Annotated in this window: 14 protein-coding genes and 1 pseudogene; 13 read left to right on the top strand and 2 right to left on the bottom strand. The window is 71.8% G+C overall.

Annotation, left to right across the window (positions count from 1 at the left end; translation table 11 throughout):
• The 3 genes from OZN99_RS11605 to OZN99_RS11595 form a co-directional block, all read left to right on the top strand.
• Window positions 1–727: efflux RND transporter periplasmic adaptor subunit (locus tag OZN99_RS11605; RefSeq protein WP_270935377.1), on the top strand; the 727-nt coding region annotated here is incomplete at its 5' end.
• Window positions 724–1,911 (top strand): ABC transporter permease, encoded by a 1,188-nt coding sequence (locus OZN99_RS11600; RefSeq protein WP_270935376.1) that lies wholly within the window; start codon window positions 724–726, stop codon window positions 1,909–1,911. The genes OZN99_RS11605 and OZN99_RS11600, both read left to right, overlap by 4 nt.
• A complete protein-coding gene (locus OZN99_RS11595; protein ID WP_270935375.1) occupies window positions 1,911–2,609 on the top strand; it encodes an ABC transporter ATP-binding protein in 699 nt (232 codons plus the stop codon). Before OZN99_RS11600 ends, OZN99_RS11595 begins: the two co-directional genes overlap by 1 nt.
• A 115-nt stretch (window positions 2,610–2,724) precedes the next feature.
• On the opposite strand, the gene OZN99_RS11590 is transcribed toward OZN99_RS11595, so the two are convergent.
• A complete protein-coding gene (locus OZN99_RS11590; RefSeq protein ID WP_270935374.1) occupies window positions 2,725–3,726 on the bottom strand; it encodes a LacI family DNA-binding transcriptional regulator in 1,002 nt (333 codons plus the stop codon).
• Window positions 3,727–3,838: 112 nt separating this feature from the next.
• Between OZN99_RS11590 and OZN99_RS11585 the strand changes: the two genes are divergently transcribed.
• The 10 genes from OZN99_RS11585 to OZN99_RS11540 all read left to right on the top strand — a co-directional run bounded on the left by OZN99_RS11585 (window position 3,839) and on the right by OZN99_RS11540 (window position 15,157).
• Complete coding sequence (locus OZN99_RS11585; protein WP_270935373.1) at window positions 3,839–4,684, top strand: ABC transporter permease; 846 nt, start codon at window positions 3,839–3,841, stop codon at window positions 4,682–4,684.
• A 14-nt stretch (window positions 4,685–4,698) separates the two neighbouring features.
• The gene (locus OZN99_RS11580; RefSeq protein WP_270935372.1) at window positions 4,699–5,517 is read left to right on the top strand and encodes an ABC transporter permease; all 819 of its coding nucleotides are present in this window, start codon (window positions 4,699–4,701) and stop codon (window positions 5,515–5,517) included.
• A gap of 149 nt (window positions 5,518–5,666) precedes the next feature.
• Complete coding sequence (locus OZN99_RS11575) at window positions 5,667–6,500, top strand: ABC transporter ATP-binding protein (protein WP_270935371.1); 834 nt, start codon at window positions 5,667–5,669, stop codon at window positions 6,498–6,500.
• A 26-nt stretch (window positions 6,501–6,526) separates the two neighbouring features.
• Window positions 6,527–7,573, top strand: a complete 1,047-nt coding sequence (locus OZN99_RS11570; protein ID WP_270935370.1) for an ABC transporter substrate-binding protein — start codon at window positions 6,527–6,529, stop codon at window positions 7,571–7,573.
• 92 nt (window positions 7,574–7,665) lie between these two features.
• Window positions 7,666–8,979 carry a histidinol dehydrogenase gene (gene hisD / locus OZN99_RS11565; protein ID WP_270935369.1) on the top strand — a complete coding sequence of 438 codons (1,314 nt, stop codon included), beginning with the start codon at window positions 7,666–7,668 and terminating at the stop codon, window positions 8,977–8,979.
• Window positions 8,979–10,193, top strand: a complete 1,215-nt coding sequence (locus tag OZN99_RS11560; protein WP_270935368.1) for a DegT/DnrJ/EryC1/StrS family aminotransferase — start codon at window positions 8,979–8,981, stop codon at window positions 10,191–10,193. The genes hisD and OZN99_RS11560 overlap by 1 nt, the downstream gene beginning before the upstream one ends.
• 1 nt (window position 10,194) lies before the next feature.
• On the top strand, window positions 10,195–11,790 hold the full coding sequence (locus OZN99_RS11555) for an N-acyl-D-amino-acid deacylase family protein (protein WP_270935367.1): 1,596 nt from the start codon (window positions 10,195–10,197) through the stop codon (window positions 11,788–11,790).
• Between the two features lie 19 nt (window positions 11,791–11,809).
• Complete coding sequence (locus tag OZN99_RS11550; RefSeq protein ID WP_270935366.1) at window positions 11,810–13,390, top strand: ABC transporter substrate-binding protein; 1,581 nt, start codon at window positions 11,810–11,812, stop codon at window positions 13,388–13,390.
• Window positions 13,387–14,157 (top strand): SDR family oxidoreductase, encoded by a 771-nt coding sequence (locus OZN99_RS11545; RefSeq protein ID WP_270935365.1) that lies wholly within the window; start codon window positions 13,387–13,389, stop codon window positions 14,155–14,157. The genes OZN99_RS11550 and OZN99_RS11545 overlap by 4 nt, the downstream gene beginning before the upstream one ends.
• Window positions 14,158–14,167: 10 nt before the next feature.
• Window positions 14,168–15,157: an alcohol dehydrogenase catalytic domain-containing protein gene (locus OZN99_RS11540; RefSeq protein WP_270935364.1), complete on the top strand. Its 990-nt coding sequence runs from the start codon at window positions 14,168–14,170 to the stop codon at window positions 15,155–15,157.
• Between the two features lie 216 nt (window positions 15,158–15,373).
• Here OZN99_RS11540 and OZN99_RS11535 read toward each other — a convergent pair.
• A pseudogene (locus OZN99_RS11535) lies at window positions 15,374–15,658 on the bottom strand (hypothetical protein); the annotation flags it as partial.

The following is a 15,658-nucleotide window of genomic DNA, read 5'->3' as shown; positions in this document are numbered from 1 at the left end:
CACCACATCGCCCGAGCAGGCCGAGCTCGCCGAGACCGAGGCCGCCGCAGCCGCGGCCGACCTCGCCGTGGCCCGCGCCGATCTCGAGGTGGCGCGCGCGCAGCTCGCCGATGCGCGCGCCGTGCTGCTGGCGGAGCGCACGGCGCTTGCCAAGCACACGCTCGTTGCACCCTTCGACGCGCTGGTGATCGCGCGACACCGCGAACTCGGCGCCGCCCTGGCCCCGAACGAGGCGGTGTTCACCCTGGTGGCCCCCGACAGCCTCTGGGCGCTCGCCCATGTGGACGAGGCGCGCGCCGGGGCGATCGCGGAGGGCCAGCCGGCCGAAGTCCGGCTGCGATCATTGCCCGGCGAGGTCTTCCCAGCGCGCGTGGTGCGCATCGGGCTCGAGAGCGATCGTGTGACGGAGGAGCGGCGCGTGCATGTCCGCTGCGAGCGCTGCCCGGCGCGCCCAGTGATCGGCGAGCAGGTGACCGTCGAGATCGAGACCGCCCGCCTGCCCTCCGCGCGCCTCGTGCCGGAGGCCGCCGTGGAGGGCTTCGACGGCGCCTCCGGCCGCATCTGGACCATCGAGGCCGGCATTCTGCGCCAGCGCGACGTGCGCTTCGTCGCGCGCACGCTCGATGCCCGGCTCGCGGTCGATCCTGCCCTGCCGGCGGAGCTTGCCGTCGTCACTGCATTGCCGGCGGGGGCGGTGGAGGGGCGGGCGGCGAAGCCTTCGCCATGAACCTGGCTTTCCGCGACATCCGGCACGACCTTGGCCGCTTCCTGCTCACCTGCCTCGGGCTTGGTCTGCTGCTCGGAGTGGCGCTCGCGATGGTCGGGATCTATCGCGGCGTGGTGGACGAGGCGCTCTCGCTTGCGCGCGCACTGCGTGCCGATCTCTGGGTGGTGGAGACCGGCACGCGGGGCCCCTTCGCCGAGGCGAGCCGCATCCCGGGCGACGTGCGCGAGGCCGTGGCACGCCTGCCCGGCGTCGTCGCCGCGGGCGGCGTCACCTTCCAGACCGTCGAGGCGCGCCATGCCGGCTCGCCCGGCGGCAACGCGGCGCCCGAGGGCGATCCCTGGCGGCCCCGGATCGGACGCGTGCTTCGGCTGCAGGTGGTCGGCTACGAGCTCGACCGGCCCGGCGGGCCGCCGGCCCTCGTCGCCGGTCGGCCGATCGCGCGCGGTCGCGGAGAGATGGTTGCCGACCGCAGCAGCGGTCTTCCCATCGGCGCCATCGTCGAGATGGGCGGCGAGCGCTTCCGCGTGGTGGGGCTCAGCGAACGCACCGTCTCGACCGGCGGCGATCCGCTCGCCTGGATCACGCTGCGCGACGCGCAGGAACTGCAGTTCCGCCTCGCTCCGCCCGCGGCGCGCCGGGCCGAGGCGGCGGGCGGGGGCATTCAGCCGCAGGACACGCTGAACGCTGTCGTCGCCCGCCTCTCGCCGCATGCGCGCATCGAGGATGTCGCCCTCCAGGCCCGGCGCTGGAAGCACCTGGCGGCATTGACTGCGGCCGAGCAGGAAGCGGTGCTGACCCGCAGCGTGGTGGAGCGCGCGCGGCGCCAGCTCGGCATGTTCACCGCCGTCCTGCTGCTGGTCTCGGCGGTGATCGTCGCCCTGATCGTCTACACGCTGACCATGGACAAGATGCGCGAGATAGCGACGCTGAAGCTGATCGGCGCGCCGGACCGGACCATCGTCGCCCTGGTCATGCAGCAGGCCGTCGCGCTCGGAATGGTCGGCTTCGCCGGCGGGGCGGCGCTGCTGCTGTCGGTCAAGGACGTGTTTCCCCGGCGTGTCCTGCTGGGGCCCGGGGAGATCGCGGGCTTCGGACTCGTGGTGCTCGGGATCTGCCTGGTCGCGAGCCTGCTCGGCGTGCGCTACGCGCTCCGTGTCGAGCCGGCGCAGGCGCTGGGGGGCTGATGCCCGCGCTGGTCGAGCTCTCCGGCATCTCGAAGGGCTTCGGCAGCGGCGAGGCGCGCGTGCAGGCTCTGAGCGACATCCGGCTCTCCGTGGGGGCCGGTGAGGTCGTCGGCCTGCGCGGACCCTCGGGCAGCGGAAAGTCCACGCTGCTGAACCTCGTTGCCTGCATCCTGGAGCCTGATGCGGGCCTGATGCGCCTGGCGGGCGAGCCCGTCTGGCGAGGACGCTGGCTGCGAGGCGATCTGCGCGCGCTGAGGCGCGAGAGTATCGGGTTCATATTCCAGTTCCACAACCTGCTGCCGTTCCTTGACGCGACCGACAACGTGGCGCTGGCCATGACCCTGAACGGCCGCCCCCTGCCCGAGGCGCGGCGGCGCGCACGGGAGTTGCTGGACTACCTGCAGGTGGGCCGGCGCGCCGCGGCGATGCCCGCGAAGCTCTCGGGCGGGGAGGCGCAGCGCGTCGCGATCGCGCGCGCGCTCGCCAACAGTCCGCGCATCATCCTGGCCGACGAGCCGACGGCGGCACTCGATTCGGAGCGAGCGCAGGTGGTGATGGACCTGCTCCGCCGCGTCGCCCAGGAGCACGCGGCCGCCGTGCTGGTCGTGACGCATGACGACAAGATCTTCTCCCGGTTCGACCGCCTGGTCAGCCTGCGCGACGGCAGGATCGAGGCAGAGGAACGAGCCGCGGCCTGAGGTCCGGCAGGGTCCAACCGAGCCTCGGCGCGGGTGATCTCGGCGCGGAGCCGCAGGAACCGGTCAAAGTCGCCGCGCATCGCCTTCAGCGCAAGCCCGCCGGCTCCGACCCGGATCACGGCGGGCCGGAGGAGCGGCGCACCACCAGTTCGATCGGCAACTCGGTCACGCGCGGTGCGTCCTGCCCCGCGAGCCGGTCCAGCACCCGTTGCGCGGCGATCTCGCCGATCCGCGCCGTCGGGATGTGCACCGTGGTCAGAGCCGGCGAGAGATGCGCCGCCATTTCGAGATTGTCGATGCCGACGACGGACAGGTCGCCGGGCACCGACAATCCGCGCGACTGGGCTTCGACAAGGCAGCCGACCGCAAGGTGGTCGATGCCGCAGACGATCGCGGTCGGCGGTTCCGCGAGGGCGAGCAGCGCCGAGCAGCCGCCTCGACCGCCTGCCAGCGTGAAGTGCTGCTCGCTCACCCGCCACTCCGGCAGGTCGAGGCCGCGAGCCGCGAGCGCCTCGCGCACGCCATCGAGACGCGCGCGCTGGCGGTCGTTGAAGCGCGTCGCCCCGCAGACCACGCCGAGACGCGTGTGCCCAAGGCCGAGCAGGTGCTCGGCGGCCAGACGCCCCGCCGCGCGGCTGTCCACAACCACCGCATCGAAGCGCGGATCACTGCACCAGGTCAGGACGACCGGCACGCCGGCGCCCTCGAGCAGCGACCACGCCTCGGCGGGGCGCTGCGCGCCGACCAGGATCAGACCATCCACGCCGCGCGCAAGCAGGCCACGGATGACCGTCGTCTCCGTGTCGGGATGGTAGTCCGAGGAGGCGACGAGCAGGTGCCGCCCGGCCTCCGCCAGCGTCGCCTGCATGGCCTGGAGGCAGCGGGAGAAGATGGCGTTGTCGAGGGTCGGCACCACGGCGGCGATGCCTGAATCGCCAGCCGCCCGCGTCCCGGCACCGGGCCAGGCGCCGCCGAGTTCCGCCACCGCCGCACGCACCCGGCTGCGCGTGTCCGGGCTGACGATGCCGGGCTGGGACAGCGTGCGGGAGGCGGTGGCGAGCGAGACGCCCGCCCGCGCTGCGATGTCGGCCAGCCGGGGCCGCTTATGACGGGACATGCTGGCACGATCACCGTCCATGAAAAAACTTTCAAGCCGCAATCTTAGCTCTGGACGGCACAAATCCTTTGACAGCCCAGAACTCGCATGAAAGCGTCATGAAAATTTTTCGATGCTCAGGCGTCGAGAGAGGGACGGTCCATTGCAGAGCCTGGCGCGGTCATCTCGCGGCTTCGGCCCGTGGCGCATTCCGCGCCGTGCATTGGTCGGCGTCGCGACGATCGGCGTCGCGCTGCTGCTCTGGTGGCTCGCGACCAGCGGGCTGCGGTTGCTCAACCCGCTTCGCCTGCCGAGCCCCCAGGAGGTGTGGGCCGCCTTCACCCAGATCAGTTCGGGCCAGGGCTATGGCGGCGCGACGCTGTGGCAGCATGCCGCGCAGAGCCTCTGGCTGGTCGCGAAGGGCTTCACCGTCGCTGTGATCACCGGCGTCCCGCTCGGCCTGCTGATGGGCTGGAGCCGCCGGGCCGAGACGCTGATCAACCCGATCTTCCTGCTGCTGCGCCCGATCCCCGCGCTCGCCTGGATTCCGCTGGCGATCGTCTGGTTCGGGCTCGGCGACACCGGCAAGGTCTTCGTCATCTGGCTGACCGCCTTCGTCCCCTCCGTCATCAACGCCTTCACCGGCGTTCGGAACGTGGATCCCGTGCTGATTGCGGCCGCCCGGACGCAGGGCGCCTCGACGGCGCAGGTCATCCGCCACGTCGTGATCCCGGGCGCCATGCCGCTGATCTTCACCGGGCTTCGCCTGTCGCTGCAGGCGAGCTGGACGACGCTGGTCGCGGCCGAGCTGGTCGGCGCCTTCTTCGGCCTGGGCCGCGTGCTGAACGTGGCAGGGCAGGACATCTTCCCCGGCATGATCCTGGTGGGGATGGCAGCGGTGGCGGTCTGCGGGGCCGTGACCACCTGGCTGCTCGGCCGCGTCGAGCGACGCGTGCTGGCCTGGCGCCCAGCGGTCTGAGCAGGGGCGCAGCGATGGCGAAGCGGCGCGACCGCAACTTCCTCGGCCCGTCCGGCACCTCGCTGGGCCTGGGCGAATTCTGGGCGTTGACGCTGGCCGGCTTCACCCTGTTCTTTGCGGTCTGGGCGGGTGTCGCAGCCTCAGGCTGGCTGCCGCCGAACCTGCTCCCCTCCCCGGCCGCTGTCTGGGACACGCTGGTGCGGCTATGGCACCAGCCCTTCGCCGGCCATGTCTATGCCGAGCACCTCACCGCATCGATCGGCCGCTTCCTGATGGGCTGGGCGCTCGCGGTCGGAATCGGCATCCCGCTCGGGCTGCTGATGGGCTGGTACAGGCTGCTGGACGAGATCGTCACGCCGCTCTTCGACGCGATGCGCTTCGTGGCGCCGCTCGCCTGGGTTCCGCTGGCCGCGCTCTGGTTCGGCACCGGCATCGGCGGGCCGCTGCTGATCATCTTCGTCGGTGCCTTCGCCCCATGCGTCATCAGCGCCTACCGCGGCGCGCGGCTGGTGGAGACGCGGCTGGTGGAGGCGGCGCAGACGCTCGGCGCCTCCTCCCGCCAGATCATGACGCATGTGCTGATCCCTGGCGCCCTGCCCTCGATCATCGCAGGGCTGCGCGTCTCGGCGGGGCTCGGCTGGCAGTCGCTGGTGGGCTCGGAACTGATCGTGGTGGGCGCCGGCCTCGGCTACCTGATGGTGCAGGGCCAGGGGAACCTCAACACCTCGGTCGTCATCGCCGGGATGATCGGCATCGGCGTCGTCGGCTTCGCCATCGACGTGGTGCTGCGCGCCATCGAGGCGGCGTTCAGGAAGCGCTGGGGGCAGGCATGACGGCAGGCGTGGAGGTGCGCGGCATGCGGCCCGCAGCAGGCGCGACGCAGCCAAGACCGCGGCTGCGGCCACCTCGCGCCCCCCTCGTGCGCGCGGCACGACACACCCCCCGCGTGCCCGCGGTACGACACGCCTGAAGGTCCGGACCGATGAGCGAGATCGTCTTCGAGGGCGTCACGCGGCGCTTCCCGCTGCCGAAGGGCGGCGACTTCCTGGCCATCGACCGCATCGACCTCACGATCGAGGAGAAGGAGTTCGTCGCGATCGTCGGCCCCTCCGGCTGCGGCAAGACGACGCTGATGCGCATGGCCGCCGGCCTCGACTTCCCCACCGATGGGCGCGTGCTGGTCGGCGGCAAGGAGGTGAAGGGACCTGGCCCGGAACGCGCCGTGGTCTTCCAGCAATTCGCCCTGCTGCCCTGGAAGACCGTGCGCGAGAACATCGGCTTCGGCCTGATGTGCAAGGGCACGCCAAAGGCCGAGGCCGAGGCCGCCATCGCCCGCTACGTGGACCTGATGGGCCTCACCGGACACGAGGACAGCTTCCCTCACCAGCTTTCGGGCGGGATGCAGCAGCGCGTCGCGATCGCGCGCGCCTATGTCATGCAGCCCGCGGCGCTGCTGATGGACGAGCCCTTCGGCGCGCTGGACGCCCAGACGCGCATCGTCATGCAGGAGGAGCTGGTGCGGCTCGCGCGGCGCAACCCGCGCACCGTCATCTTCATCACCCATGCAGTGGACGAGGCGATCTACCTCGCCGACCGGGTCGTGGTGATGGGTCGCAAGCCCGGCCGCATCATCGAGACGATCGACATCCGCCCGCTGCGCGAGGATGGCGGCTGGGAAGCGCTGCCGATCGAGGAGGTGATGGACACGCCCGACTTCACCCACATGCGCAGCCGCATCTGGAAGCTCCTGAAGGCACGCGAGCAGGAACGCCCCGCGGTGCCCGCCCCGACCCCGGCGCCCGTGCCGGCCAAGTGAAACGAGAAGCAGGACAGGAGAGAGCCATGTTCCGAAGGAGTCTGGTCGCCGCGACGCTCGCGGCCACGGTGGTCGCGGCGCCGGCGATGGTCCACGCGCAGCAGCCCACGCGGCTCAACATCTCGATGCAGCCGGCGCTCTACTCGATGCTGCCGCTGCACCTGGCGACCGAGCAGGGCTGGTGGCGCCAGATGGGCATCGAGCCGAGCTTCTCCTCCTTCCCTGCCGGCCCACCGCAGATCGCCGCCGCCGCCGCGGGCACCTGGGATGTCGGCATCACGGGCTCCGCGCCCGGCGTGCTGGGCGCCGCACGATTCAACATCCGCACCATCGCCATCTCGAATGACGAGAGCGCGACCAACGTGCTGATGGCCCGCCGCAGCGAGGTGGAGGCGATCCGCGCCAATCCTGCGAGCCTGCGCGGCCAGCGCGTGCTGGCCACCGTCAACACCACGGTGGACTACGTGCTGCAGAACTGTCTGCGCCGCTGGAACCTCCAGCGCAGCGACCTGCAGGTGGTGAACCTGAACCAGGCGCAGATCCTCTCGGCCTTCTCCACCGGCGAGGGTCGGCTGGCGGGCCTGTGGGCGCCCAACATCTACACCGCCGAGGAGCGGATGAACGCCGTGCCGCTGTGCAGCGGCAAGGACGCCGAGGCCATCGTGCCGGGCAACGTGATCGTCCGCGACGAATTCCTGCGCGCCAACCCGGACATGGTGGCGCGCTACCTCGCGGTCTTCCTGCGCGGCATCGCCTTCATGAAGGCAAATCGCGAGCAGACGATCCAGGCGATGGGCCGCTTCTACCAGGCCGGCGGCGTGACCGTCAGCGAGGCCGCGCTGCGCGCCGAGATCGACCGCCGCCCGATCTTCGGCCTCGAGGAGCAGATGCAGCTCATGTCGCGCGCCGGCGGCCCATCGCAGGCGGATCGCTGGTACGAGGGGCTGAGCGCCTTCCTCGCGCAGGTCGGCACGGTGCAGAACCCGCCGGCGCCCTCCGCCTACCTGACGGACGAGGTGTTGCGCCGCATCGCCGCCGATCCGCGCCTGCGCGCCTTCGCGCTCGGGCAGTAGGACGCAGGCGAACGGGGCGGGGCGCCGGCGCCCCGCCCGGCCGCGCGCCGCACCGGACCGAACGGGGCTGAGAGCCCGCAGGGAATGCAGTCATGGCGATCGAGCATCTCAAGCGCGCGACGCGCTCCGCGGAGGACACCACCGCCGAGGCCCGCCCCGTGGTCGAGGGGATGCTGGCCGAGATCGCCGCGCGCGGCGACGCCGCGGTGCGCGACTACGCCGCGAAGCTCGACGGCTGGCACGGCGACATCCTCGTCACCGCCGAGGCTGCGGACCGCCGCGCCGCCGAGGTGCCGGCCGCGCTGCGCCGCGACATCGACTTCGCCGTGGATCGCGTGCGCCGCTTCGCGGAAGCGCAGCGCGCCAGCGTGCGCGACTTCGAGGTGGAGCTCTCGCCCGGCGTCGTCGCCGGGCAGAAGCTGGTGCCGATGGCGGTGGCGGGCTGCTACGTGCCGGCCGGGCGCTACGCCCACATCGCCTCGGCCTATATGGGCGTCGCGACCGCCAAGGCCGCCGGCGTGCCCACCGTGATCGCCTGTTCCGGGCCGCGCGGCGGCGCGGGCATCCATCCGGCCGTGCTCTACGCGCTGCGCCGCGCCGGGGCGGACGCGATCCTCACCCTCGGCGGCGTGCAGGCGATCGCCACCCTCGCCCACGGGCTGTTCACCGGCAATCCGGCCGACATCGTGGTCGGCCCCGGCAACAAGTTCGTCGCGGAGGCGAAGCGGCAGATCTACGGCAAGGTCGGCATCGACGTCTTCGCCGGCCCCTCCGAGGTCGCGGTGATCGCGGACGCGACCGCCGACCCGGAGGTCGTCGCGGTCGATCTGGTGGCGCAGATGGAGCACGGCCATGAGAGCCCGGGCTGGCTGATCGCGACCGACCGCGCGCTGGCCGAGGCGGTGATGCGCCGCGTGCCGGAGCTCGTGGCCGACCTTCCGCCCACCGCGCGCGACGCCGCCGGCGCCGCCTGGCGCGACTTCGGCGAGGTGGTGCTGTGCTCAACGCGGGAGGAGGCGGTAGAGGTCTCCGACCGCTATTGCTGCGAGCACCTGCAGGTGCAGGCCGCCGATCCCGCCTGGTGGCTCGCGAGGCTTCGCAACTACGGCTCGCTCTTCCTCGGCGAAGAGACGACGGTGGCCTTCGGCGACAAGGCAACGGGGCCGAACCACATCCTGCCGACCAAGGCCGCCGGTCGCTATTCCGCCGGGCTCTCGGTGCACAAGTTCCTCAAGCCGCTTTCCTGGCAGCGCATGACGCGCGAAGGATCGCGCGAGGTCGCGCTCGCCACGGCGCGAATCAGCCGCGCGGAGGGGATGGAGGCGCATGCGCGCTCCGCCGACATCCGCCTCGCCCGCTACTTCCCGGCCGAGCGCTTCGACCTGGGCGAGCCGGTGACAGGCTGATGCCGGACGACCCTGGCAACCCACGGCTCGCCCTCGACCTCAGCGCACCGCCACCGGTCCCGGAGGCGGGAATCGCCGCGGCCGAGACGGTACTGCGTTCCGGCTGGACGCACCGCTACGGCGAGACGCTGGGCGACGCCTCGGAAGCCGCGCTGCTCGAGGCGGAGTTCGCCGCGCAGCTCGGCAGGCGGTTCTGCGTCGCAGTGAACTCCTGCGGCAGCGCGATGTTCCTCGCCCTGCTCTGCACGGGCGTCCGGCCAGGCGACAAGGTGCTGATGAACGCCTTCACCCTCGCCCCAGTGCCCGGCGCCATCGCGCATGCCGGGGCCGAGCATGTCCTGGTCGAGATCACGCCGGACCTCGTCATCGACCTCGACGACCTCGCGCGGAAGGCGCGGGCGAGCGGCGCGCGACACCTGATGCTCTCGCACATGCGCGGGCACATCGCCGACATGAACCGGCTCATGGCGCTCTGCGAGGATCTCGGCGTGACCGTCATCGAGGACTGCGCGCACACCATGGGCGCCGGCTGGGCGGGCCGGCCCACCGGCACCTTCGGCAAGGTGGGCTGCTTCTCCCTGCAGGCCTACAAGCACGTCAATGGCGGCGAGGGCGGGTTGATCGCGACCGACGACGAGGACGTCGCGGCGCGCGCCATCCTGCATTCCGGCAGCTACATGCTCTACCGCCAGCATCGCGCACGGCCTGCCGACGACGTCTTCGCGCGCTGGAAGGACGTGACGCCGAACTTCTCCATGCGCATGTCGAACCTTGCCGCCGCGGTGGCGCGCCCGCAGCTCACGCTTCTCGCCGAGCGGGCGCGGATCTGGAACGACCGCTACGGCCAGCTTGCCGTGCGGCTCGGCGCGATCCCCGGCATCCGTCTGCCGCACCGGCCGCAGGAGGAGGAGTTCGTGCAGAGCTCCATCCAGTTCGCGGTCACGGGCCTGGATGAGCCGGCCTTCGCCCGCTTCCTCAAGGGCTGCCGCGCACGCGGCGTGTACCTCAAATGGTTCGGCGCGCGAGAGGCGGAGGGCTACACGAGCGTCTCCGGCCAGTGGCGCTTCCTTGCCGATCCGCACACGCCGCCGGGGACGGAGAAGGTGCTGGAACGCCTCTGCGACATGCGTATCCCGCTGACGCTGACCGAAGCCGATTGCGACACGATCGGACGCATCGTGGCGGCGGAACTGGCCACGGCGGGGAGCCGCTGAGATGTTCGATCTGCTGATCCGCGGCGGCGAGATCCTGGACGGCACCGGCGCGCCCGCCTATCGCGGCGACGTCGGGGTGCGCAACGGCCGCGTCGTGGCAATCGACTCCGACCTGTCGCAGGGCGCGGCGCGGGACGTGCTTGAGGCCGAGGGACTGGCCGTGGCGCCCGGCTTCATCGACATCCATACCCATTCCGACTTCGTGCTGCTGGTGGACGGCCGCGCCAACAGCCAGGTGCACCAGGGCGTCACGCTGGAGGTGATCGGGCAGTGCGGCTTCTCCTGTGCGCCCTTCACCGGCGCGATGTCGCCGCGCCAGTTGATCGGGTTCCATGACGCGGGCGTGGACGTGAACTGGCGAAGCTTCGGCGAGTATCTCGACCGGCTGGACCGTGTGGGGCTTGGCGTCAACGTCGCGGCCATGGTCGGGCACGGCGCGATCCGGCAGGCAGTCAAATGCGACGCCGTCGATCCGACGACGCCGGACGAGCTGCGAGCCATGCAGCGTCTTGCGGAGGACGCTTTCGAAGCGGGCGCCTTCGGCCTCACCACCGGCCTCGAGTATTTCCCGGGCAACGTCGCGCCGATCGAGGAGGTGATCGGGCTGTGCGAGGTCTGCGCACGGCGCGGCGGGCTCTATGCCACGCATGTGCGCAATCGCGACGTCCACTACGACCTCGGCTTCACCGAGGCAGTGGCGACGGCCCGGACCGCCGGCGCGCGGCTGCAGATATCCCACATCCAGCCGAAGTACGGCGCCCCCCCGCACGCCATGGCGCATACGCTGGAACTGCTCGACCGCGCGAAGCGCGAGGGCGTCGATGCCGCCTTCGACGTGATCCCGCATGGCTGGAACCACACCTCCGTCGTCTCCTCCCTGCCGGCCTGGGCGCGGGAGGGCGGGCCGGCGAGGCTGCTGGAGCGGCTGCGCGATCCGGCGCAGCGCGAGGCGATGAAGCACAACCCGCGGCCGATGTGGCGACTGGTCGCCGAACGGCGCTGGGAACGCATCGCACTGCTGCGATCTAACGCGAACCCCGATCTCGTCGGCATGACCTTCCGCGAGATCGGGCTCCAGCGGAACGCCGATCCGATGGACGCCGTCCTCGACCTTCTGGCCGAGGAGGGTGACGCGCTCGGCAACCTGATGTGGACGTCCTCCGGCTTCGACGAGGCCGATATCCGGCTCTGCCTCGAGCAGCCCGATTGCGCGGTGATGTCGGACACCAAGGCCCTGAACCGCGACGGTCCGCTCGCCGACACGATCGGCTCCCTGTCGGGCTATGGATGGGTGGCGCGGCTGCTGGGCCATTATGTGCGCGAGGCCGGCGTGCTGACCCTGCCCGAGGCGATACGTCGCATCACCTCGCTGCCGGCCGCGCGGCTGGGACTGGCGGATCGCGGACGGATCAGGCCCGGCGCGACCGGCGACCTCGTCGTCTTCGATCCCGCCGCCGTGCGCGACATGAGCGATGTCCACGATCCGCGCCGGCACCCCTCGGGCTTCCGGCACGTCGTGCTCGGCGGGGTTCCCACCCTTCGGGACGGCCACCGCACCGACGCCAATCCCGGCCGTGTGATCCGTCGCGCCGGCTGAGCCGCAGAGGAGGAACGCCATGGACAGGATCGCATTCGGGCGCCGTGCCGCGCTGGCCCTGCCGGCGCTCGCCGCGCTGCCCGCCCGCGCGCAGGGCGCGACGCTGACCATCGGCGTCGGCGCGCCCGTCACCTCCATCGACCCGCATTTCTTCAACGCCTCCTTCAACAGCGCCGTGGCGTCCCACATCTTCGACCGCCTGACGGAGCGGACGCCGGATGCACGACTTGTGCCGGGGCTGGCGGAGAGCTGGCGCGCCGTGTCCGACACGGTCTGGGAGTTCCGCCTGCGAGACGGCGTGCGCTGGCACGACGGCCGGCCCTTCACGGCCGACGACGTCGCCTTCACCATCGAGCGTGCTCCCCAGGTGCCGAACAGCCCGGGCGGCTTCGGCGTGTACCTGCGCGCGATCGTGCGGACCGAGGTCGTGGATGAACGCACCATCCGCCTGCACAGCGCGCGACCGCACCCGATCATGCCGAGCGACCTCGCCTTCATCCCGATCGTCGCACGGCATGCCGCGACGGGTGCCTCCACGGAGGACTTCAACACGGGCCGGGCGGCGATCGGCACCGGACCCTACCGCTTCGTCTCCTTCCGTGCCGGAGACCGCATCGAACTGGTCCGGAACGACGCCTACTGGCGCGGTGCCGAGCCCTGGTCGCGCGTGTCCTACCGGATGATCACCAATGACAGCGCGCGCCTCGCCGCCGTGCTTGCGGGCGATGTCGACGTGATCGACCAGGTGCCGTCCGCCGACGTGGAGCGGGTGCGACGAGAGCGGCGCGTTGAGCTGGCCGAGACCCTTGGTGCCCGGTTGATCTTCCTTGCTCCCGATTTCTCCCGTCGCGAGGCGCCGGTCTTCACCACCGACCACGAGGGTCGACCGCTCGCCAGCAACCCGCTGCTGGATCGGCGCGTGCGCCTGGCCCTCTCCCTGGCGATCGACCGCGCGGCGCTGGCCGAGCGCGTGATGGAGGGAACTGCACGCCCGGCAGGTCAGTGGCTGCCCCCCGGGCCGCCGGGCCACAATCCCGCGGTGCCGCCACCGCCCCACGAACCCGAGACGGCTCGCCGCCTGCTCGCCGAGGCCGGGTTCCCGAACGGCTTCCGCATCACGCTGCACACGCCGAACGACCGCTATCCGAACGACGGACGCACCGCCCAGGCGATCGCGCAGATGTGGACCCGCGTCGGCGTGCGGACAGAGGTGGCGCCGCTGCCCTGGGCCGCATTCCCTGGCCGCGCTGCGCGCCAGGAGTTCGCGGTGCACCTGATCGGCTGGGGTTCTTCGGCAGGCGATCCGATCGGCGCGCTGATGAACGTGGTCGGCACCTTCGACCGTGCGCGCTTCCTTGGCGCGGTCAACCATCACCGCTACTCCAATCCCGCGCTGGACGCGCTCGTGGAACGCGCACTGGTGACGATGGATGATGCGGCGCGTGACGCCCTCCTGCGCGATGCGGTGCGCATGGCGGCCGAGGACGTCGCCGTGATCCCGCTCTACAACCTGGTGAATGTGTGGGCGACGCGGCGCGGCCTGCGCATCGCCCCGCGACTCGACGAGCGGACGCTGGCGATGGATGTCCGCCCGGCATGAGTGGACTGGCCTCCCTGTTCTCCCTTGGTGGACGCGCCGCGCTGGTCACCGGAGGAAACTCGGGACTGGGACTCGCCATCGCGCGCGCGCTCGGCCTGGCGGGCGCGCGGGTCGTGCTCTGCGCGCGCCGCGCGACGGAACTCAAGGAGGCGGCGAGTTCGCTGCACGCCGAGGCCATCGTCGCGGAGACCCTTGCCGCCGATCTCGCTGCACCGGATGCGGCCGGGCATGTGGCGGCGCGGCTGGGGGCGCTCGGCTCGTCGCCCGACATCCTGGTCAACGCCGCCGGTGTGAACCTGCGTCAGCCCTTCGGGCAGGTCACCGCCGAGGCCTTCGACCTGCACATGGCGCTGCACGTTCGCGCGCCCTTCCTGCTGGTGCAGAAGCTCGCCCCCGCCATGGCAGAGCGAGGCTGGGGGCGCGTGATCAACATCGCCTCCCTGCAATCCTTTCGAGCCTTTCCGGACAGCGCGCCCTATGGCGCCGCCAAGGGCGCCATCGCCCAGCTGACGCGCGCCATGGCGGAGGCCTGGTCGCGCCACGGCATCACCTGCAATGCCATCGCGCCAGGCTTCTTCCCGACGCCGCTGACCGCGCCCGTCTTCTCCGACTCCGAGCGAGCGGCCCGGCTTGCCGCGCAGACCTGCATCGGCCGCAACGGCCGGCTCGAGGATCTGTACGGCGCCGCCGTCTTTCTCGCCTCCGACGCCTCCGCCTACGTCACCGGGCAGGTGCTGGCGGTGGATGGCGGCTTCCTCGCGAAGTGAGAGCCCACGCGTGAAAGCCCTGGTCCAGACCGCCCCCAACACCCTCGTCCACCGCGACGAGCCGGACCCCGCGCCGATGACCGGCGAGGCGATCATCCGTGTCGAGGCAGTCGGCATCTGCGGATCCGACATGCACGCGATCCACGGCCATGACGCGCGCCGTCCCACGCCGATCATCCTGGGGCACGAAGCGGCGGGGCTTGTGCTGACCGGGCGGCTCGCGGGACGGCGCGTGGCGGTGAACCCGCTGGTCGTGCCCGCCGATTGTGCGTTCGCGCAGCAGGGGCGCCCGCATCTCTCGCCACGGCGGGAGATCCTCTCCATGCCGCCGCGCCCCGGCGCCTTTGCCGAGTTGGTGCGCGTGCCGGAAGAGAATCTCGTCGAGATTCCGGACGACATGCAGGCCGCGAAGGCCGCACTGGCCGAGCCGGTCGCGGTCAGCTTCCACGCCGTGCATCACGGCGCGCGGCTGCTCGGCCGTCCGTTGCCCACCGCGCGATGCCTGGTGCTGGGCGGCGGCGCGATCGGCCTCGCCGCGGCGCTGGTGCTGATCCAGGCCGGCGCCGGAGAGGTCTGGCTGCTCGAGCCGAATGCCGACCGCCGCGCGACGGCGGAGCGTGCGGGCGTGCCCTTCGTGCGCGCCCCGGCGGATGGGCCCGAGGACGGCTCGTGCGATCTCATCCTCGATGCCGTAGGTGCCACCGCGACGCGCGCGAGCGCCAGCCGCCTGGCACGGCCTGGCGGCGTGATCGTGCATGCCGGCCTGCTGCCCGGCACGGAGGGGCTCGATGTGCGGCGGCTCACGCTGCAGGAGATCACCTTCACGGGCACCTATTGCTACACGCCGGAGGAGTTCGGCACGGTCGTGCGCCTGCTCGCGTCCGGAAGGCTCGGCGCGCTCGACTGGCTTGAGGCACGCCCGCTTGCCGAAGGCGCGCGCGCGGTGTCCGACATCGACGCGGGCGCGGTCGCCGCCGCCAAGCTCGTGCTGATCCCTTGAGGATCCCGACCGTTCCGTGAGTGGACCGCGCCAGGGCGAGGCGGAGCGCAGGAACCACGGCACCGCTCCCACGAACATCCGTCGGTCGCGCCCGGACGTGCCGCAGTCCTGCTCTTCGCCGAGGATGGGCCGGTCCACCATGTCCATCCGCAGTCTGCAAGAGGCAGCCTCGAACCAGGCCGGACGGGCCACGGGAAGCCCCGGACTCGACAGGACCTAGTAGTAGTTGTTCACCACCGTCGGCGGCTGGCTGTAGTAGTGGGCCGTGGCCGCTGCCGCGCTGGCGCCGACCGCGGCGCCAGCGACGGCGCCGGCGGCGAAGGTGCCGGCCGGGTGGTACCACGGCGTCACCGGCACCGGCGCGCGGTAGTAGCCGCCGTAATGCACGCCGCCATAGCCGTGCACGACGGTCGCGGTGCCGGCGCCGTAGTGGTAGGCCCCGCCCCATCGATAGCCGCCGCCCGTGCCGGCGGCGTGCCAGGCCGTGCCGCCGGGCGTGAC

The organism is Falsiroseomonas oryzae (assembly GCF_027856955.1).
Taxonomy (GTDB): Bacteria; Pseudomonadota; Alphaproteobacteria; order Acetobacterales; family Acetobacteraceae; genus Falsiroseomonas; species Falsiroseomonas oryzae.
The sequence above is the reverse complement of the archived record's forward strand: the minus strand, read 5'-3'. Positions and strand labels throughout refer to the sequence as shown.